The organism is Pseudomonas sp. R11-23-07, assembly GCF_003852295.1.
Classification (GTDB): Bacteria; Pseudomonadota; Gammaproteobacteria; order Pseudomonadales; family Pseudomonadaceae; genus Aquipseudomonas.
Genome location: NZ_CP027761.1, coordinates 3,274,809 through 3,294,733 on the forward strand (window position 1 = coordinate 3,274,809; position 19,925 = coordinate 3,294,733).

Genomic DNA, 19,925 nt, shown 5'->3' on the forward strand with positions numbered 1-19,925 from the left:
AATGTGGGAGGGGGCTTGCTCCCGATGCTTTTGAGGTTCAGACCTGAGACTGGGCGCCTTCGAACCACTTGAGCTTCTCGCGCAACACCACCACCTCACCCACGATCACCAGCGTCGGCGCATGGACTTCATGCTCCGCCACCATGCGCGGCAAGTCGGCCAGGGTGCCGGTGAATACGCGCTGGTTGGCGGTGGTGCCCTGCTGAATCAACGCTGCTGGCGTATCTGCCGCGCGCCCGTGCTTGATCAATTGCTCGCAGATGATCGGCAACCCAATCAAGCCCATGTAGAACACCAGGGTCTGTGACGGTCCCACCAGGTCCTGCCAGGGCAGGTCCGAGGTGCCATTCTTCAAGTGGCCGGTGATAAACCGCACCGACTGTGCGTAGTCACGGTGCGTCAACGGAATGCCCGCATACGCCGCGCAACCACTGGCCGCCGTGATCCCCGGGACCACCTGGAACGGGATGCCATGGGCCGCCAATTCCTCGATCTCTTCGCCGCCCCGCCCGAAAATGAACGGATCGCCGCCCTTGAGGCGCAGCACGCGCTTGCCTTGCTTGGCCAGGTCCACCAGTTGCTGGTTGATCTGGTCCTGCGGCACGGCATGATCGGCGCGACGCTTGCCGACGTACACGCGCTCGGCATCCCGGCGGCACAGTTCCAGGATCGCTGGAGCCACCAACCGGTCATACAACACCACGTCGGCTTGCTGCATCAGGCGCAAGGCGCGGAAGGTCAACAGGTCTGGGTCGCCCGGGCCTGCACCCACCAGGTAAACCTCACCCGGCGCGTAAGGCGGCGCGCCATTGACCTTCTCGATCAACAGGCGCTCAGCCTCATCGCCCTGCCCGGCCAGTTGCCGGTCGGCAATCGGGCCCTGGAACACTTCTTCCCAGAACGCCCGTCGCTGCTGCACATCCGGGTACAAACCTTTGACCTGGGCACGAAAACGCGCCGCCAACCCGGCCAACTGGCCATAGGTGGACGGAATCCAGGTTTCCAGCTTGGCCCGGATCAAGCGCGCCAGTACCGGCGCATCGCCGCCACTGGACACCGCGATCACCAACGGCGAACGGTCGACGATCGCCGGGAAGATCACGCTGCACAGGGCCGGCGCATCCACCACATTGACCGGTACACAGCGCCGCTTGGCATCACTGGACACTTGCGCGTTCAGTGGCTCGTCGTCGGTGGCCGCGATGATCAGCACGCAACCGTCGAGGTCCGTCTCCTGATAACCGCGCAACATCAGGTCCCCGCCACTGCCCAGCACCAGTTCACGCAACTGGTCTTCGATCTGGGGAGCAACCACCCGCAGCAACGCCCCGGCATCGGCCAGCAGCCGGGATTTGCGCAAGGCAATCTCCCCGCCGCCGACGACCAGCACACGACTGCCGCGCAGGTTATGAAACAGCGGCAGAAATTCCATTTAGCCGATGACCTCGACGCCCGCCATGTAGGGCTTGAGCACCTCAGGCACACGAATCGAACCGTCGGCCTGCTGGTAGTTTTCCAGCACTGCCACCAGCGTACGGCCTACCGCCAGGCCCGAACCATTGAGGGTGTGCACCAGTTCCGGCTTGCCGGTTTCCGGGTTGCGGAAACGCGCCTGCATGCGTCGGGCCTGGAAATCGCCGCAGTTGGAGCACGACGAAATCTCGCGGTACTTGTCCTGGCTCGGCACCCACACTTCAAGGTCGTAGGTCTTCACGGCGCTGAAACCCATGTCACCGGTGCACAACGCCAGCACGCGATACGGCAGCTCCAGCAACTGCAGGACGCGCTCGGCGTTGGCCGTCAGGCCTTCCAAGGCTTCCATGGATTTGGACGGCTCGACCACCTGGACCATCTCGACCTTGTCGAACTGGTGCTGGCGGATCATGCCACGGGTGTCGCGCCCCGAGGCGCCGGCTTCACTGCGAAAGCACGGGCTATGGGCGACAAACTTGAGCGGCAGTTGCTTGGCATCGAGGATTTCGCCAGCGACGATATTGGTCAGCGACACTTCGGCGGTCGGGATCAGGTACAGGTCGGCTTCGCCGTCGCGGCTGATCTTGAACAGGTCTTCCTCGAATTTCGGCAACTGGCTGGTGCCCATCAACGCCGGCGCTTGCACCAGGTACGGGGTGTAGGCCTCTTCGTAACCGTGCTCGGCGGTGTGCAGGTTGATCATGAACTGCGCCAGGGCGCGATGCATGCGTGCGATCGGGCCACGCAACAGGGCGAAACGCGCGCCGGACATTTTCGCGGCGGTTTCGAAATCCAGGCCGCCGGTCAATTCGCCCAGGGCAACGTGGTCCTTGACGTCGAAATCGAAGGCTTTGGGCGTGCCCCAGCGACGCACTTCAACGTTGCCGTCTTCGTCCGCGCCAATCGGCACGGATTCGTGGGGCAGGTTGGGGATGCCCAGCAGGATCGAATCCAGCTCGGACTGAATTTTGTCCAGCTCGGCTTTGCCGTCGGACAGCTCGGTACCCATGCGCTCGACGTCCGCCATCAACGGCGCGATGTCTTCGCCGCGCTGCTTGGCCTGACCGATGGACTTGGAACGCGCATTCCGCTCAGCCTGCAGTGCTTCGGTGCGGGTCTGGACGGTCTTGCGCTGTTCTTCCAGCGCTTCGATGCGCGCAACATCCAAGGCAAAGCCACGGGATGCCAGGCGGTCCGCTACGTCCTGAAGGTTGCTACGTAACAGTTTGGAATCGAGCATGTCGGTCTCTCGTTTATCAAAGTTTGGTCAAGGACAGGCCGGCCCAGGTGGCAAGCAGCCCGCCGAATACGCTGATAGCTGCATAGCCAATCGCCAGCAGCACTTGCCCGCTTTCCAGCAGGCGTACGGTATCCAGTGAAAATGATGAAAAGGTCGTCAGGCCGCCAAGGAAGCCAACCATCAGGCCGGCGCGCACCTCAATCGGTACTTCGGGACGCACCAGGAACAGGCCGTATAAAACACCGATCACCAGGCAGCCCACGATATTAACGGCCAGCGTCGCGGTATAGAAGTGCTTGGGCCAATTCGCGTTGATCCAGTTACCCGTCGCAAAGCGCAGCAGTGTACCCGCGATACCGCCCGCCGAGACGGCGACCACCAAGGGAATCATGATTTTCTCCGCTGCCTGGGACTTAAACGATCAAGTGCGGCCAGATGATTGAGCTTTTCGCCAATCTTCAACTCCAGGCCACGGGGCACCGGCTGATAGAGCGGCAACGGTTCCAGCTCATCGGGAAAGTAGTCTTCACCGGCCGCGTAAGCGTCCGGCTCATCATGGGCATAGCGGTACTCGTCACCGTAACCCAGCTGTTTCATCAACTTGGTCGGTGCGTTGCGCAAGTGCATCGGCACTTCGAGCGAACCATGTTCGGCCGCCGCGCGCAGCGCCGACTTGAAGCCCATGTACACCGCGTTGCTTTTGGGCGCGCATGCCAGGTAGGTAATGGCCTGGGCCACCGCCAGCTCGCCTTCCGGGCTGCCGAGGCGCTCTTGCACGTCCCAGGCGGCCAGGCACAGGCTCAGGGCGCGCGGGTCGGCATTGCCGATGTCCTCGCTGGCCATGCGCACCACGCGGCGCGCCAGGTACAACGGGTCGCAACCGCCGTCGATCATGCGTGCAAACCAGTACAGCGCGCCGTCCGGGTTGGAGCCGCGGACGGATTTGTGCAGCGCCGATATCTGGTCGTAGAACGCTTCGCCGCCCTTATCGAAACGCCGGCGTGTGTCACCCAGCAGGCTTTGCAGCAGGTCGACGCCAATCTCGCCGCCATCTTCGGCAAGGTCCGAGGCGTTCTCCAGCAGGTTGAGAAACCGCCGGCCATCACCATCGGCGGCGGTGAGCAGGATCTTGAAGCCCTCCTCACTGACGCTCAGCTGGCGCTTGCCAAGCCCCTTGTCTTCGCTCAAGGCGCGCTGCAACAGCTTCTGCATGGCCGCCTCGTCCAGGCTCTTGAGCACGTAGACACGCGCCCGCGAGAGCAGCGCGTTATTCAATTCGAACGAAGGGTTCTCGGTGGTGGCGCCGATAAAGATCAGCGTGCCGTCTTCGACGTACGGCAGGAACGCATCCTGCTGGGACTTGTTGAAGCGATGCACTTCGTCGACGAACAGGATGGTGCGCTTGCCGTATTGCCCGGCCTGCTGCTTGGCGATTTCCACCGCCTGACGGATTTCCTTGACCCCGGCCAGCACGGCGGAGACCGTTTCGAAGTGCGCATCCGAGACCTTCGCCAGCAGCCGCGCCAGGGTGGTTTTACCCACCCCCGGCGGCCCCCAGAAAATCATCGAGTGCAGCGCACCCTGCTCCAGGGCTTCACGCAGGGGCTTGCCGCGAGCGAGCAGGTGTTCCTGACCGACGTACTCGTCCAGGTTGGTCGAGCGCAGGCGCGCGGCCAGAGGCTGGGCAATCGGGTCACTTCGAAACAGATCCATGGGCAGCGTTTGAAACCTCTGGGGGAGTTTATTCCTGGATCACGTCGGCACCCTTGGGGATGTCGAACTTGAACTTGGACGCGGGCACCGGCTGGTTGGCCTTGACCCCGGAGAACAGGATATCGGTGCGCTGGCCGACGCTGTCGATCAGGCGCATGTTATTGATCACACCGTTGCCGAACGACAGTTGCAGGCTGTCAAACAGCGTGTCCTTGGATTTTGGCTTGAGGGTGAATTCGATCACGTTGCTGGTTTGCTTGGAGGTGATATCGAAACTGTCGTTGATCTTCGATACATCGCCCGACAGCAGCAGCGCTGGCGTCTGGTTCAGCCGTGGGTCGAGCTTCTTGATGGTCGCCTGCTCCAGGTCCGGGTCCCACAGCGTGACTTTCTGGCCGTCGGAAACGATGGTCTGTTCGGCCTTGCCTTCGGTATGCCAGTAGAACAGGCCAGGACGCTGCACAGCCATTTCACCCGCGGTTTCCTGTAACTGGGTGCCACCGGCGTCCAGGGTCAGCTGGGAAAAGCGCGCGGTCAGGGTCTGGGATTTGTCCAGCAGGTTCTTCAGGCTGGCCACCGAAGCCGGGTCAGCGTGAGCCGAAGCGGCGGTCAGGGCCAGTACCGGCAACAACAGCATGCGGATAATGCGCATGGGAATCCTCATTGAGTAATCAGGGCGCGCCGCGTGCTGCCACGCGGCGCGGGATCAGTCGCGCATCTGCCCGGGGGCGATGATTTCACGCGAGCCGTTGGTGTTCATTGCAGTGACGACGCCAGCGTTTTCCATGGCTTCGATCATGCGGGCTGCGCGGTTGTAGCCAATCTTCAGCTTGCGTTGCACCGCAGAAATCGAGGCGCGACGGCTTTCCAGCACGAACGCCACGGCCTCGTCGTACAGCGCGTCGGTTTCGGCGTCATCGTCGCCACCGCCGCTGCCGCCGTCGAAGCCGCTACCGGCCTCTTCAACGCCGGCGAGGATCTCGTCGTTATATTCCGGTGCACCACGCAGTTTCCAGGCTTCCACCACGCGATGCACTTCATCGTCGGACACGAAGGCACCGTGCACACGAATCGGCAGGCTGGTGCCGGGCGGCATGTAGAGCATGTCACCGTGGCCCAGCAGTTGCTCGGCGCCGCCCTGGTCGATGATGGTCCGCGAGTCGATCTTGCTCGACACCTGGAACGCCATGCGCGTGGGGATGTTGGCCTTGATCAGGCCGGTGATCACATCCACCGACGGCCGCTGGGTTGCGAGGATCAAGTGGATCCCGGCCGCACGGGCCTTCTGGGCGATGCGTGCGATCAGTTCTTCGACCTTCTTGCCGACGATCATCATCATGTCGGCGAATTCGTCGACCACCACCACGATGGTCGGCAACTTGGTCAGCAGCGGCGCTTCATCGTGAATGTTCTCGCGCTTGTACAGCGGGTCGGTCAGCGGTGTGCCAGCGTCCTGGGCTTCCTTGACCTTGGCATTGAAGCCAGACAGGTTACGCACGCCCATCTTCGCCATCAGCTTGTAGCGACGCTCCATCTCGGCGACGCTCCAGCGCAGGGCGTTGGCGGCGTCCTTCATGTCGGTGACCACCGGGCACAGCAGGTGCGGGATGCCTTCGTAGATCGACAATTCCAACATTTTCGGGTCGATCATGATCAGCTTGGCGTCGTCCGGGCCGGATTTGAACAGGATCGACAGGATCATTGCGTTCACGCCCACCGACTTACCGGAACCGGTGGTACCGGCCACCAGCAGGTGCGGCATTTTTGCCAGGTCGGTGATCACCGGCTTGCCGCCGATGTCATGGCCGAGGGCCAAGGTGACCGGCGATTTGAAATTGTCATATTCCGGGGTTGAAAGCACCTCGGAGAACCGCACGATCTGGCGGTCTTCGTTGGGAATCTCGATACCCACGGTGGTTTTGCCGGGAATCACTTCCACCACGCGCACGCTGGTCACGGCCAGGGAACGGGCCAGGTCTTTGGCCAGGTTGGAAATACGGCTGACCTTGACGCCTGCGGCTGGCTGGATTTCGTAACGGGTAATCACCGGGCCTGGGTGAATCGAGTCTACCGACACTTCGACGCCGAATTCCTTGAGCTTGATTTCCAGCAGGTGGCCAACGGCCGCCAGGGATTCGGGCGAGTAGTTGAGCTGTTTCTTTTCCGCCGGGTCGAGAATCGAGATCGGCGGCAAGGTGCCTTCGACGGCGCTGTCGATGAACAGCGGAGCCTGTTTCTCTTTCTGCACGCGATGGCTTGGCTCGGGCGCCTTGGGCGGCGCGGGAGCGATCACCGGCGGCACCTGCTTCTCGCGGTCCGACATGTGCTTGCTCAGGGCCTGTTCGCGCTCGATCAGGCGCTCCTTGACCTTGGCTTGCTCGCGGCGGTCCGGCGTGCTTGGAGCCACCACTTCGTTGACGCGGGTGTCCACTTCGCGCAGCTGCGCAACCATTTGCTTGCGCTCGACACGCGCCGCCCACCAGCGGTTGGCGGCCCCCTGGAACAACTCGAACAGATCGAGGGTGATCTTGCCGGTCACGTCCATCACTTTGAACCAAGACAGGTCGGTGAACACCGTAAGGCCGAACAGAAACAGCGCGATGAACATCAGGGTGCTGCCCTGGATATTCAGGGTGCGGCGCGCCAGGTCGCCCAGGCTTTCGCCCAGCGCCCCGCCCGCACCTGCTGGCAAACCGGTGGGCGCGTGGAAATGGATATGCGCCAGGGCGGCGCCGGACAACACCAGGAACACCAGCCCGATCAGGCGCCAGGAAAACAGCCAGCCGCTCCACTGCCACGGCTCATGCCGCTGGCGGAAGATCTGCCAGGTCTTGATCGCCAGCAGCAGCGGGAAGATGTACGCGAAATAACCGAGAATCATGAACAGGATATCGGCGCTGTAGGAACCCACCGGGCCACCGAAATTCTGCACGTCGTCGATTTTGCTGTTATGGCTCCAGCCAGGATCGTCCTTGCCATAGGTGAGCAAGGCCATCATCAGGAACAGGCACAGCGCGCCGATAGCGATCAGCGCACCTTCCTTGAGTCGGTAATGCAGGTGCTGACGCCAGGCCGGCACGACTGCTGCTTTGGGTGTTGCGGCGGATTTCTTCAAAACGGGTCTTTTCCTGCGCCTTTTAGCGCGTCCATCTGTTGAATGACTGCACACGACTGCTCTGTTCCGAGCAGCTGAAAAATGACGAATGTTGCTGAATCTACTTTTAACACTGCCAAACCCATAGGCGAAATGGCGATAACGCCACGATCGCCGCATTGTACGGGTTTGCGTGCGCGATGCCACGCACTTGCCCGTCACCCGGCAGCACGGAACCTCCAGGTGTTGCAGCCTGTTCAATTTGAGCATGCATTGTCTTTGCTGACAAAGGCTTATGCGCTGTATTTAGTAAACCAGGCAAGCTTGGCAAATGGCCTGCACCGGCCAGACCCGATTACGACCGCGCCTTATGCACAGAGTTGCAGAAACACCCTTACACGCTAATCCGCGCCAAAAACCTATTCGGGCTGGCCCCGTGGCGCTGTGTCGACAATAATCACCGCCTGGGGCAGGCGCCTACAACCTGCCACTCCCCTCCCCTTCCGTAAGCCTGGATGCCATGCTGACCTGGTTGCAACGCGACACCCTCACCTTTCCGCCACTGGCCAAGGCCATGCGCGAACCCAACGGCCTGCTTGCCGCCGGCGGCGACCTGTCAGCCGAACGGTTGATCCAGGCCTATCGTCACGGCTGCTTTCCCTGGTTCTCCGAAGGCCAACCGATTCTCTGGTGGTCGCCGGACCCACGCACAGTGATATTCCCCGACGAGCTGCACGTCTCGCGCAGCCTCGGCAAATTATTGCGCCAGCAGCGCTATAGCGTGACCTTCGACCAGGACTTCGCTGCGGTTATTCAAGGCTGTGCGGCGCCACGCGCGTATGCCGATGGCACCTGGATCACGCAAGGCATCCAGAGCGCCTACCTGGAGCTGCATCAGCGGGGTTACGCCCACTCGGTGGAGGTGTGGGACCAGGGGGAACTGGTCGGAGGCCTTTACGGCCTGGCGATGGGCCAGTTGTTTTTTGGCGAATCCATGTTCAGCCGCGCCGACAACGCCTCCAAATTCGGCTTCGCCACGCTGACCCGGCAATTGCAGGCCTGGGGCTTTGTGCTGATTGACTGCCAGATGCCCAACGACCACCTGCACAGCCTGGGCGCGCGCGCCATACCGCGCAGTGAGTTCGCGCAGTGGCTGCGCAATCACCTGGACGTGCCCAGCTCTGGGCCGTGGGTTTCTTAAGCGCCATCCGCGTACCTGGCTTACACTTATTTCAAAGCTTATCCCGAGGGTTGATCATGACCGAGCTGGCGCGCTTGAAGTTCTATGCCACTCAAGCCCACTCTTGCAGCTATCTGCCCGACGAGCAGGCCACTACGCTGTTCCTCGACCCCAGCCAACCGATGGACGTGCATGTGTACGCCGACCTGTCGGAGATGGGCTTTCGGCGCAGCGGCGATCACCTGTACCGGCCTCACTGCCAAAATTGCAACGCTTGCGTACCGGCGCGGATTCCGGTGGCGCAATTTGTGCCGGATCGCAACCAGAAACGCATTCTCAAGCGCAACGCCGACCTCACGGTAACCGCGGTCAAACCGCAGTACAGCGAAGAATATTTCGATCTTTATCAACGCTACATTGAACAACGCCACGCCGACGGCGATATGTTCCCGCCCAGCCGCGATCAGTTTTCCACCTTCCTGGTGCGCGACCTGCCTTTTTCGCGCTTCTACGAATTCCGCCTCGACGGGCGGCTGCTGGCGGTGGCGGTCACCGACCTGCTGCCCAACGGCCTGTCGGCGGTGTACACCTTCTATGAACCCGCCGAAGAGCGCCGCAGCCTGGGACGCTTTGCCATTCTCTGGCAGATAGGTGAAGCACTGCGCCTGGAACTGGAGGCGGTGTACCTTGGATACTGGATCAAGAACTGCAAAAAGATGAACTACAAGACCCAATATCGGCCCATTGAACTGCTGATTAATCAAAGATGGGTAACGCTTAACTAGAACCCCTTGGCTTGAACACCCTTTTTCGGGCACAATGCACGCCGCTTTTGCCTGGCGCAGTTGCACCGGGCCATTCACTGGATACCGAGGGCTTTACTGCATGTCGAAAGAAGACAGCTTCGAAATGGAAGGCACTGTCGTCGACACCCTGCCCAACACCATGTTTCGTGTGGAGTTGGAAAATGGGCACGTCGTAACCGCGCATATCTCCGGCAAGATGCGCAAGAACTACATTCGTATTCTTACCGGTGACAAAGTGCGCGTCGAGCTGACGCCCTATGACTTGAGCAAAGGGCGCATCACTTACCGCGCTCGCTAAGCAAGTCAATACAAAACGCCCGGTTCTGCCGGGCGTTTTTGTGTGCGTAGAGTTTTTGGGCCACCAATAACCAAATGTGGGAGGGGGCTTGCTCCCGATAGCGGCGGTTCAGCCGGTGCATGTGTGACTGATATACCGCTATCGGGAGCAAGCCCCCTCCCACATTGGAACTCCATCATTTTTGGAATAGCATTCCAGCAAAAAGGCGCCTTTCGGCGCCTTTGTGTTATTGCAGTGAACGATCAGGCCATTTCAGCGGTGGTTTCGAAGTCGAAGGTCAGCTCGCCGTCCTTCAGATCGATATGCACCACGCCACCATGGTCGGAAAGCTCGCCGAACAGGATCTCTTCGGCCAGCGGCCGCTTGATCTTGTCCTGGATCAGACGCGCCATCGGGCGAGCGCCCATTGCCGCGTCGTAGCCGCCTTCCGCAATCCAGCTTCGCGCCGCTTCCGACACCTCCAGCTGCACGCGCTTGTCTTCCAACTGCGCCTGAAGCTCGGTGAGGAACTTGTCCACCACGCTTTTGATGACCTCATGGCTGAGGCGACCAAACTGGATAATGGTATCCAGGCGGTTGCGGAACTCCGGTGTGAAGCTCTTCTTGATCACTTCCATCGCATCGGAGGAGTGGTCCTGATGCGTAAAGCCGATCGACGCCCGCGCAGCGGTTTCAGCGCCGGCGTTGGTGGTCATGATCACGATCACGTTGCGGAAATCCGCCTTGCGCCCGTTGTTGTCGGTCAGGGTGCCGTGGTCCATCACCTGCAACAGCAGGTTGAAGACTTCCGGATGCGCCTTCTCGATTTCATCGAGCAACAATACGCAATGCGGCTGCTTGGTGATCGCCTCGGTCAACAGGCCACCCTGGTCGAAGCCGACATAGCCCGGAGGCGCACCGATCAGGCGCGACACGGTGTGACGCTCCATGTATTCGGACATATCGAAGCGCACCAGCTCGATCCCCATGGCTTTGGCCAATTGACGCGCCGCCTCGGTTTTGCCGACACCGGTGGGGCCGGCGAACAGGAACGAACCCACGGGCTTGTCCGGCGACTTGAGGCCCGCGCGCGACAGCTTGATCGCGGTGGACAACGCATCGATGGCCGCGTCCTGGCCAAACACGGTCAGCTTGAGGTCACGTTCCAGGTTACGCAGCAGCTCTTTATCGGAGCTGTTGACGTGTTTAGGCGGAATACGCGCGATCTTCGCCACGATGTCCTCGACCTGAGGCACGTCGATGCGCTTCACACGTTTCTCGACCGGCTGCAGGCGCTGGTAGGCCCCCGCCTCGTCGATCACATCGATCGCTTTGTCCGGCATGTGCCGGTCATTGATGTAGCGCGACGCCAGCTCAGCCGCCGCACGCAAGGCCTCATCGGTGTACTCGATGCCATGATGCGCTTCAAACCGGCCCTTGAGCCCGCGCAGGATGCCGATGGTGTCTTCAACCGAAGGCTCGGACACGTCGACTTTCTGGAAGCGGCGCGCCAGGGCACGGTCTTTTTCGAAGATCCCGCGGAATTCCTGGAACGTGGTCGAGCCAATGCAGCGGATATCACCCGACGACAGCAGCGGCTTGAGCAGGTTGGACGCGTCCATCACCCCGCCCGACGCGGCGCCGGCACCAATGATGGTGTGGATTTCGTCGATGAACAGAATCGCCTGCGGGCGTTTTTTCAGCTCGCCGAGCAGCGCCTTGAAGCGCTTCTCGAAATCGCCACGGTACTTGGTCCCGGCGAGCAACGCGCCCAGGTCCAGGGAGTAGACGACGCTGTTGGCCAGCAGGTCCGGCACCTGATTGTCCACGATACGCTTGGCCAGGCCCTCGGCGATCGCGGTTTTCCCCACACCCGCTTCACCCACCAGCAACGGGTTGTTCTTGCGGCGGCGCGCGAGGATCTGCGCTACACGTTCAACCTCGAGCTCACGCCCCACCAGCGGATCGATCCGCCCCTGGCGCGCCAACTCATTGAGATTGCTGGCATAGGCATCCAGCGGATTGCTTGAAGAAGAAGACTCACCGCCCTCGTCGTCCTGCATATCCTGCTCACCCTCGGAATGATCGCCGTGCCCCGGCACCTTGGAGATACCGTGGGCGATGTAGTTAACAACATCAATACGGGCAACGCTCTGCTGCTTGAGCAGAAATACGGCCTGGCTTTCCTGTTCGCTGAAAATCGCCACCAGCACATTGGCGCCCGTGACTTCACGCTTACCGGAGCTCTGTACGTGGAATACGGCACGCTGCAATACCCGCTGGAAGCCCAGGGTCGGCTGGGTCTCACGGTCCTCGTCATGCACGGGAATCAGTGGCGTGGTGGAGTCGATAAACTCCTGCAGGTCATGCTTGAGTTTGTCGAGGTTGGCGCCGCACGCACGTAGAACGGTGGCGGCAGCTTCGTTATCCAAAAGTGCCAGCAGCAGGTGCTCGACGGTCATGAATTCATGACGCTTCGAACGAGCCTCCTTGAAGGCAAGATTGAGGGTGACTTCGAGCTCGCGGTTTAACATAGCTTCACCTCATACCCAAGTGGTCGGCGTTAACCGTCCTTCTCGATTTCACAGAGTAGCGGATGCTGGCTGTCCCTGGCGTACTGGTTGACCTGCATGGCCTTTGTCTCGGCGATGTCGCGGGTAAACACTCCACATACTGCCCGTCCTTCTGTGTGAACGGCCAGCATTACCTTGGTCGCCAACTCGCGGTTCAGGTTAAAAAACACCTCGAGCACTTCGACCACGAAATCCATCGGTGTGTAGTCATCATTGAACAAAACCACCTTGTACATCGGCGGCGCCTGTAAAGCAGGCTTGGCCTCCTGAACAGCAATGCCTGCAGAACCGTCGTCGTCATGTTCCTGATCCGGGCGATCCTGATTGAATGTTAGTCGAATCTGGCTATTTGCATGCATGGAAAGAAAGGTTCGTCAGTGGTTCAAATACAGTGGTGGGGGCGAGCTGTCAGAATTTCAACTCTGACCGGTTGATCGCCTTGACTATCGGCAAATCGGTGTTACAACCAATAGAGCCCACAGTGGGTAAAAAAGGTCCGCGCAGTCAACCTTATTTATTCGGGTTAGGACGGATAGACAGGATGATACTCCAGTGATGGAGTCTGGTGCAGAGGGATAAGGGAATGGCTAGTGGTAAGGTCAAGTGGTTCAACAATGCCAAGGGTTATGGCTTCATTCTTGAAGATGGCAAGGATGAAGACCTTTTTGCGCATTTCTCAGTGATCGAGATGGATGGCTACAAGACATTGAAAGCGGGTCAGGCTGTCTGCTTTGAGATTATTCAAGGCCCCAAGGGCATGCATGCCGTAAAAATCAAAGCGCTGGAGGCTGTTAAAGACGCGCCGAAAGTAGAAGCGCCTGCTCTGCAATCGACGACGCAACTGGCCTGATCAGCCACTGAGCAAAGTTTTGAAAGCCCAACCGGCCATTCTGAGTTAATCAGCACGGCCGGTTTTTCTGCTTGTTTACATATGCTTGATCAGCGCATCACCAAAGCCCGACGACGACACCAGCGTAGCGCCCTCCATCAGGCGCTCGAAATCATAGGTCACGGTCTTGGCCGAAATCGCGCCGTTGGTGCCCTTGATGATCAAATCGGCCGCCTCTACCCAGCCCATGTGCCGCAGCATCATTTCCGCCGAAAGAATCAATGAGCCCGGGTTGACCTGATCCTTGCCCGCGTACTTCGGTGCCGTGCCGTGGGTGGCTTCGAACATGGCCACGGTGTCGGACAGGTTGGCACCCGGCGCAATACCGATGCCGCCCACTTCCGCCGCCAGGGCGTCAGACAGGTAGTCGCCGTTCAGGTTGAGCGTCGCAATCACGTCATATTCAGCCGGGCGCAGCAGGATCTGCTGGAGCATGGCATCGGCAATCGCATCCTTGACCACCACGTTCTTGCCGGTCTTCGGGTTCTTGAACTGCATCCACGGCCCGCCATCGAGCAGGGTCGCGCCGAACTCCTCGGCCGCCACTTCGTAGGCCCATTCCTTGAAGGCACCTTCGGTGAACTTCATGATGTTGCCTTTATGCACGATGGTCAGCGAGTCGCGGTCGTTATCCACCACATATTGCAGGGCCTTGCGCGCCAGGCGCTTGGTGCCTTCCAGCGATACCGGCTTGATACCAATGCCGCAATCCTGGTCGAAGCGGATCTTGGTGACGCCCATCTCCTCCTTGAGGAACTTGATCACCTTGATCGCCTCAGGCGAACCGGCCTTCCACTCGATGCCGGCGTAAATGTCCTCGGAGTTCTCACGGAAGATGGTCATGTCCACATCCCCCGGCTTCTTGACCGGGCTGGGCACGCCTTCGAACCAGCGCACCGGGCGCAGGCATACATAGAGGTCGAGTTGCTGGCGCAGGGCCACGTTCAGCGAACGGATGCCGCCACCGACCGGGGTGGTCAGCGGGCCCTTGATGGACACCACGTAATCCTTGACCGCATCCAGGGTTTCCTGAGGCAGCCAAGTGTCCTGGTCGTAGACTTGGGTGGCCTTCTCGCCGGCGTACACCTCCATCCACGAGATTTTGCGCTTGCCGCCGTAGGCCTTTTCAACAGCTGCGTCGACCACCTTGATCATCACCGGGCTGATGTCGACGCCAATACCGTCACCTTCGATATAGGGGATGATCGGTTGGTCAGGAACATTGAGAGAATGGTCTGCATTGACGGTGATTTTGTCGCCGACTGCAGGAACCTGAATCTTCTTGTATCCCATGCTGAACTCCATCTATGGATTGAACATCTGGCTGCGTTCGAGCCTACTCCAGATAAATGGCGACTGAAACCTTGCGCCATGCTCATTTGCATCGAAAACAGCATAAATTGTCGCCTACAAGCCTGAAAGCAAAGGCAAAATCGCCAATCTTGAGCACCACGTGCGACTTTAGCCGCACAGGCGCTGCCTGCGACCTTTAGACCAATGGACGACCCACCTTTTGTATGAAGGCTCAGCGTAAGCATAGCGACCTATGTATAATGCCGCCGCTGACCAAAGAGTCACGACGGTTGACCGCTCTAGACAGTAGCCTTCAGCCAGAAAGCAGGACTATTACAATAGTCCAAACGCTTGACGCTCGACTGATGCAACCCAACATCACCGCGAAGAAACCTCGACATTTCGCTCATGGATGACTTTGAACGAACGCGCTCCACCCGGCGCATCTCGAGTTTCTGCGCACGCTTTCAGCAAAGAAGAGAGTTAATCCGAATATGCCCACCCGCTCGAAGATCATCTACACCTTCACCGACGAAGCCCCAGCCCTCGCCACCTATTCACTGCTGCCTATCGTAGAGGCCTTCACCGCTTCCGCTGATATTGCCGTGGAAACCCGCGATATTTCCCTCGCCGGGCGCATCCTCGCAAGCTTCCCCGAGCAACTGGGCGACAAGGCTATCCCGGACCACCTCGCCGAACTGGGCGACCTGGCCGTTACGCCTGAAGCCAACATCATCAAGCTGCCTAACATCAGCGCCTCGACCCCGCAGCTGCAAGCCGCGATCAAGGAACTGCAGGCCCAGGGCTACGCCCTGCCGGACTACCCGGAAACCGTAACCACCGACGCGGAAAAAGAAACCCGTGCCCGTTACGACAAGGTCAAGGGCAGCGCCGTGAACCCGGTCCTGCGCGAAGGCAACTCCGACCGCCGCGCACCGCTGTCGGTCAAGAACTACGCACGCAAGCACCCCCACAAGATGGGCGCCTGGTCTGCCGACTCCAAGTCGCACATTGCCCACATGAGCAATGGCGACTTCTACGGCAGCGAAAAAGCCGTACAGATCGAAACCGCTGATGCTGTCAAAATCGAGCTGATCGCTCAAGACGGCACCGCCACCGTCCTGAAAGAAAAGACCTCGGTACAGGCTGGCGAGATCATCGACACCGCCGTACTGAGCAAGAAAGCCCTGCGCGCGTTCATCGCCGCCGAGATCGAAGACGCCAAGAAACAAGGTGTGCTGCTGTCGGTTCACTTGAAAGCGACCATGATGAAGGTCTCCGACCCGATCATGTTCGGCCAGATCGTTGCCGAATTCTATAAAGACGCCCTGGCCAAGCACGCGACCGTGCTGGAACAGATCGGCTTCAACCTGAACAACGGCATCGGCGACCTGTACGCGCGCATCAAGGCCCTGCCTGCCGAGCAACAAGCGCAGATCGAAGCGGACATCCAGGCGGTCTATGCCGCTCGCCCTTCGCTGGCGATGGTCAACTCCGACAAAGGCATCACCAACCTGCACGTGCCGAGCGACGTGATCGTCGACGCCTCGATGCCAGCCATGATCCGTGACTCCGGCAAGATGTGGGGCACCGACGGCCAACTGCACGACACCAAGGCCGTGATCCCGGATCGCTGCTACGCCACCATCTACCAGGCGGTCATCGAAGACTGCAAGGCCAATGGCGCCTTCGATCCCACCACCATGGGCAGCGTGCCAAACGTTGGCCTGATGGCGAAGAAAGCCGAAGAGTACGGCTCCCACGACAAGACCTTCCAGATCAAGGCTGACGGCGTAGTCCGCGTCACCGACAGCAAGGGCAACCTGCTGATGGAACAGAACGTCGAAGCGGGCGATATCTTCCGCATGTGCCAGACCAAAGACGCGCCGATCCAGGACTGGGTCAAGCTCGCCGTCAACCGTGCCCGCGCCAGCAACACCCCGGCCATCTTCTGGCTGGACCCGCAGCGCGCTCACGATGGCGTGGTGGTCGAGAAAGTTCAGGCCTACCTGAAAGACCACAACACCCAAGGCCTGGACATCCGCATCATGGCCCCGGTCGACGCGATGAAGTTCACCCTGGAGCGCACCCGCAAGGGCCTGGACACCATCTCGGTGACCGGTAACGTACTGCGCGACTATCTGACCGACCTGTTCCCGATCATGGAGCTGGGCACCAGCGCCAAGATGCTGTCGATCGTGCCGCTGATGAACGGCGGCGGCCTGTTCGAAACCGGCGCAGGTGGTTCGGCACCGAAACACGTGCAGCAGCTGCTGGAAGAAAACTTCCTGCGCTGGGATTCCCTGGGCGAGTTCCTGGCCCTGGCCGCGTCCCTCGAGCACCTGGGCGTGACGTACAACAACCCGAAAGCCCTGGTCCTGTCCAAGACCCTGGACCAGGCCACCGGCCAGTTCCTCGACAACAACAAGTCGCCATCGCGCAAAGTCGGCAACATCGACAACCGCGGCAGCCACTTCTACCTGGCGCTGTACTGGGCCCAGGCCCTGGCCGCCCAGACCGAAGACACGGCACTGCAAGCGCAGTTCGGCGAACTGGCCAAGACCCTGGCCGCGAACGAAGCAACCATCGTTGCCGAGCTCAACGCCGTACAGGGCAAGCCAGTGGATATCGGCGGCTACTACGCACCGAACCCGGAGCTGACCAGCAAGGCCATGCGCCCAAGCAACACGCTGAATGCGGCGATTGCCAAGTTGAAGTAGGGTTGTAAAGCGATACCACAAACCCCGGCCGAGTGCCGGGGTTTGTGTCTTCGGCGAGTGAGACTTTAGTCATAGGGAAGCATTGACGTACTCTGCAACCCATACGGAGCGAATCAACTCAAGCACCTCACGCCTGTAAACGGGATTCCAACCCGCTCGTTCTTTTGGCATCACGGCAAACTGAGGTAGCACGGGCAAACTGGAAATGCCTTCAAGACTCTTTAAACCCGATACCTGCGCGACAAACGGAAGCAATGTGATCCCAACTCCGGCCTGCACTGCAGAACGCAACGATATCAAGTCCTCTGACTCATAAACGCAATGCCATTTAATGCCGCGCTCCTCCAGACTTCGGATCGCAAGACTGCGAAATCCACAAGGCGGCTTGAACAAGGCGAGCGGAATATCATGTGGCTTATCGACCATGTCAACACTATCGCTGGCAAACCACCTGACCGATAACGCATGCCACGGTTGCTCATGCATTTTTTCCAGTTCGTCTATCACGAGGCACAGATCAATCTTTCCCTCTATTATCGCATCCAATAGCAAGCCGGATCTAGCAACCTTGACCACCATTTGTATTTTTGGAAAGTGAGTAGCCATGCTGGAAATAATCTTAGGGAGCACCTTCTCACAAAAATGCTCTGGCATGCCCACTATGAGTGTTTCTCGCTTTTCGGCTCTCTCAAATAGCGCACCGACTTTATCGTTACAAATAACAATATCCTTCGCATAACCAAAAAGCCTTTCTCCTTCCACGGTCAGTAATACCTGTCGATTTTCTCTTACAAACAACTCAACACCCAACAGATCCTCTAATCGTTTGATTTGCTGACTAATAGCGGGTTGGGTCAAGCTTAACGCTTCGGCTGCGCGCGTAAAGCTTTTGGTCTCGCCTACTTTGATAAAACTTCGCAACGACTGAACATCAAGATTGACTCTCATGGCACGCCACCGATCGAAACTGGTCTTCCGATTGTGGCAAATCAACGCTTTACTCGCCACTAGCTATTCGGCTAGGTACAAGCTAACTCCATGTATGAAAACATCCTGAAAATGTTTAAAAAAAGAATCGTCTGTCATCCTATGCCGACAATCGAGCACCGAACGTATTCACGTGCGTATCGGAAGTCAGCGCCAATTTCGCCAGAATGTACTCTGCTCGCGTCGCCGAATGACGAGCATTTATCTCTAAAGCACTGGTAAAAAAGAACGCACCACTTGTCAGCTCTCCCAAAACAATGATTCTGTCATCCACATGCCCTAACTGATTTATTAAGCCGCCCGACTCAGCGGATACCTTCACCCCGCCGAATGGGTCCGCACACGCTATTCCCCGCTCAAGAATATGTTGCACCAATGGGTTATCAAACTTGGTCACATCACGGGGCGTGCCTGTAGCCACCACAACGGAATCGTAGGTATGGAAACTTCTATCTGACTGATTAGCCACTTGCAAAACAAAACGCCCATCGCACTCAATTGCCTCAAGCTCACCCTTGATGATTGATAGTTGCCCAGATTCAAGTAATGACTTAATCTTTAGCGCATTTTCAACCGGAATAGAGACACGGTGAGCCATCCACCAACTCGAGTAACCCAAGAATATCTTTTTATCTTCATCCGGCATTGCAGGCCATATCAAATCAAGTACGGCATTTGTGGAATAAAGAACAGATTGCCAAAATCGAGGATGATGGGCAGCAGCTATTTCCGCTTCAAGAAATTCTACTGCTGGACGTTGAGAACATTTTGTTGACCAGTCAGGCCTGCATATCGGCTTGCCCTCCAAGGCCAACTCCTGCATCGTCCAACGAAGCACATCTTCAAGTCGCACCACCCCAGTTTGAGAGATACAAGATCTAACAGTTTCCGGTGTCAGTATCACCGGCTTATAGCGCCCCTGAGTTCCTCTGACACTTGGCAGGGCTCCCGTGCGCGAATGCAACGTAATGGGCCCTTCATGGCCATTAGCAGTAAGACCTATCACCGCATCAATAGCACTCAATCTCGATCCAACAATCGCAACACTCGCTTGCTTTTGAATCAGCCTGCATGTGCGTTTGATTGGATAAGGGCTGCAGAAAAAGCCTTTCATAGTAGTAAGGTGTTGGTATTCCAAGCTACACGCGTTACCACAGCTCAATACTACATGATCGCTAGGGAACGAGAGATTCCCCTTCGTTGAAACTACGACCCTGCCGTCATGTGAAAAGCTCATGTTGACGACCTCGTCGCGCACCGGAATCAACTGACACCCGAGCTCTACCGCTTTTTTGACTAGGAGCTGAATCATGTGCGCAAGATATAAACCAAACAAGGGTCGAGGTAGGAACGCCTCCGGACACAACTCAACATCACTGAAATCATCTTCCCAAATCTCACGACTAGCTAATAACCAGCGATAGAAATGCCCAGACTGATCAGGAAAAGGCGAAATGAATTCCGCTCGCGTATTTAAAATATTTGTCCTGCAGTCTTCAGAATAGGCAAGCCCGCGACCACATTGAAACTGCCTGTCTACCAAGAATATCGACACATCCGAATGACAGCCATATCTCCCTAAGCCATTTAAGACCGTATAGACAAAGGAGACGCTTGAAGCGCCACCCCCGATTACCGTAATCACCTTGTCAGCCATAACAACCTCCCACGGTTTTCCGT

General features: G+C 58.6%; 16 protein-coding genes. 5 read left to right on the forward strand and 11 right to left on the reverse strand.

Annotation, left to right across the window (positions count from 1 at the left end):
* Positions 1 to 37: 37 nt before the first annotated feature.
* Genes cysG through C4J84_RS14975 form a run of 6 tightly spaced genes read right to left on the reverse strand, consistent with a single transcriptional unit; the run spans position 38 to position 7,541 of the window.
* Positions 38 to 1,432, reverse strand: coding sequence for a siroheme synthase CysG (gene cysG, locus C4J84_RS14950; RefSeq protein WP_124404539.1), 1,395 nt, complete (start codon positions 1,430 to 1,432; stop codon positions 38 to 40).
* Positions 1,433 to 2,713: a serine--tRNA ligase gene (serS, locus tag C4J84_RS14955; RefSeq protein ID WP_124435636.1), complete on the reverse strand. Its 1,281-nt coding sequence runs from the start codon at positions 2,711 to 2,713 to the stop codon at positions 1,433 to 1,435.
* A 16-nt stretch (positions 2,714 to 2,729) separates the two neighbouring features.
* On the reverse strand, positions 2,730 to 3,104 hold the full coding sequence (gene crcB, locus C4J84_RS14960) for a fluoride efflux transporter CrcB (RefSeq protein WP_124435637.1): 375 nt from the start codon (positions 3,102 to 3,104) through the stop codon (positions 2,730 to 2,732).
* A complete protein-coding gene (locus tag C4J84_RS14965) occupies positions 3,101 to 4,426 on the reverse strand; it encodes a replication-associated recombination protein A (protein ID WP_124435638.1) in 1,326 nt (441 codons plus the stop codon). Before C4J84_RS14965 ends, crcB begins: the two co-directional genes overlap by 4 nt.
* 28 nt (positions 4,427 to 4,454) lie before the next feature.
* Complete coding sequence (gene lolA, locus C4J84_RS14970; RefSeq protein ID WP_124363283.1) at positions 4,455 to 5,078, reverse strand: outer membrane lipoprotein chaperone LolA; 624 nt, start codon at positions 5,076 to 5,078, stop codon at positions 4,455 to 4,457.
* Between the two features lie 54 nt (positions 5,079 to 5,132).
* On the reverse strand, positions 5,133 to 7,541 hold the full coding sequence (locus C4J84_RS14975; RefSeq protein ID WP_124363284.1) for a DNA translocase FtsK: 2,409 nt from the start codon (positions 7,539 to 7,541) through the stop codon (positions 5,133 to 5,135).
* 499 nt (positions 7,542 to 8,040) lie between these two features.
* Here C4J84_RS14975 and aat point away from each other — a divergent pair, with 499 nt between their 5' ends.
* From aat to infA, 3 genes are all read left to right on the forward strand, one after another.
* Positions 8,041 to 8,721, forward strand: coding sequence for a leucyl/phenylalanyl-tRNA--protein transferase (gene aat, locus C4J84_RS14980; protein WP_124410229.1), 681 nt, complete (start codon positions 8,041 to 8,043; stop codon positions 8,719 to 8,721).
* 56 nt (positions 8,722 to 8,777) lie between these two features.
* Entirely contained in the window at positions 8,778 to 9,485 is a 708-nt protein-coding gene (locus C4J84_RS14985) for an arginyltransferase (RefSeq protein WP_124435639.1), read from the forward strand.
* 100 nt (positions 9,486 to 9,585) lie between these two features.
* Positions 9,586 to 9,804 carry a translation initiation factor IF-1 gene (gene infA / locus C4J84_RS14990; RefSeq protein ID WP_002553999.1) on the forward strand — a complete coding sequence of 73 codons (219 nt, stop codon included), beginning with the start codon at positions 9,586 to 9,588 and terminating at the stop codon, positions 9,802 to 9,804.
* Positions 9,805 to 10,046: 242 nt separating this feature from the next.
* Here the strand turns inward: infA and clpA are convergent, their stop codons facing one another.
* Both clpA and clpS read right to left on the reverse strand, forming a co-directional pair.
* Positions 10,047 to 12,317 carry an ATP-dependent Clp protease ATP-binding subunit ClpA gene (gene clpA / locus C4J84_RS14995; RefSeq protein WP_124363287.1) on the reverse strand — a complete coding sequence of 757 codons (2,271 nt, stop codon included), beginning with the start codon at positions 12,315 to 12,317 and terminating at the stop codon, positions 10,047 to 10,049.
* Between the two features lie 29 nt (positions 12,318 to 12,346).
* Entirely contained in the window at positions 12,347 to 12,715 is a 369-nt protein-coding gene (gene clpS / locus C4J84_RS15000; RefSeq protein WP_124363288.1) for an ATP-dependent Clp protease adapter ClpS, read from the reverse strand.
* Between the two features lie 224 nt (positions 12,716 to 12,939).
* Here clpS and cspD point away from each other — a divergent pair, with 224 nt between their 5' ends.
* Positions 12,940 to 13,206: a cold shock domain-containing protein CspD gene (cspD, locus tag C4J84_RS15005; protein WP_124371064.1), complete on the forward strand. Its 267-nt coding sequence runs from the start codon at positions 12,940 to 12,942 to the stop codon at positions 13,204 to 13,206.
* A gap of 75 nt (positions 13,207 to 13,281) precedes the next feature.
* On the opposite strand, the gene icd is transcribed toward cspD, so the two are convergent.
* Positions 13,282 to 14,538 carry an NADP-dependent isocitrate dehydrogenase gene (gene icd, locus C4J84_RS15010; protein WP_124363290.1) on the reverse strand — a complete coding sequence of 419 codons (1,257 nt, stop codon included), beginning with the start codon at positions 14,536 to 14,538 and terminating at the stop codon, positions 13,282 to 13,284.
* A gap of 494 nt (positions 14,539 to 15,032) precedes the next feature.
* Between icd and C4J84_RS15015 the strand changes: the two genes are divergently transcribed.
* Positions 15,033 to 17,258, forward strand: a complete 2,226-nt coding sequence (locus C4J84_RS15015) for an NADP-dependent isocitrate dehydrogenase (RefSeq protein WP_124435640.1) — start codon at positions 15,033 to 15,035, stop codon at positions 17,256 to 17,258.
* Between the two features lie 69 nt (positions 17,259 to 17,327).
* Here C4J84_RS15015 and C4J84_RS15020 read toward each other — a convergent pair whose 3' ends face one another.
* The gene (locus tag C4J84_RS15020; RefSeq protein ID WP_124371066.1) at positions 17,328 to 18,206 is read right to left on the reverse strand and encodes a LysR family transcriptional regulator; all 879 of its coding nucleotides are present in this window, start codon (positions 18,204 to 18,206) and stop codon (positions 17,328 to 17,330) included.
* Positions 18,207 to 18,345: 139 nt separating this feature from the next.
* Positions 18,346 to 19,902: an FAD/NAD(P)-binding protein gene (locus C4J84_RS15025; RefSeq protein ID WP_124435641.1), complete on the reverse strand. Its 1,557-nt coding sequence runs from the start codon at positions 19,900 to 19,902 to the stop codon at positions 18,346 to 18,348.
* Positions 19,903 to 19,925 lie beyond the last annotated feature (23 nt).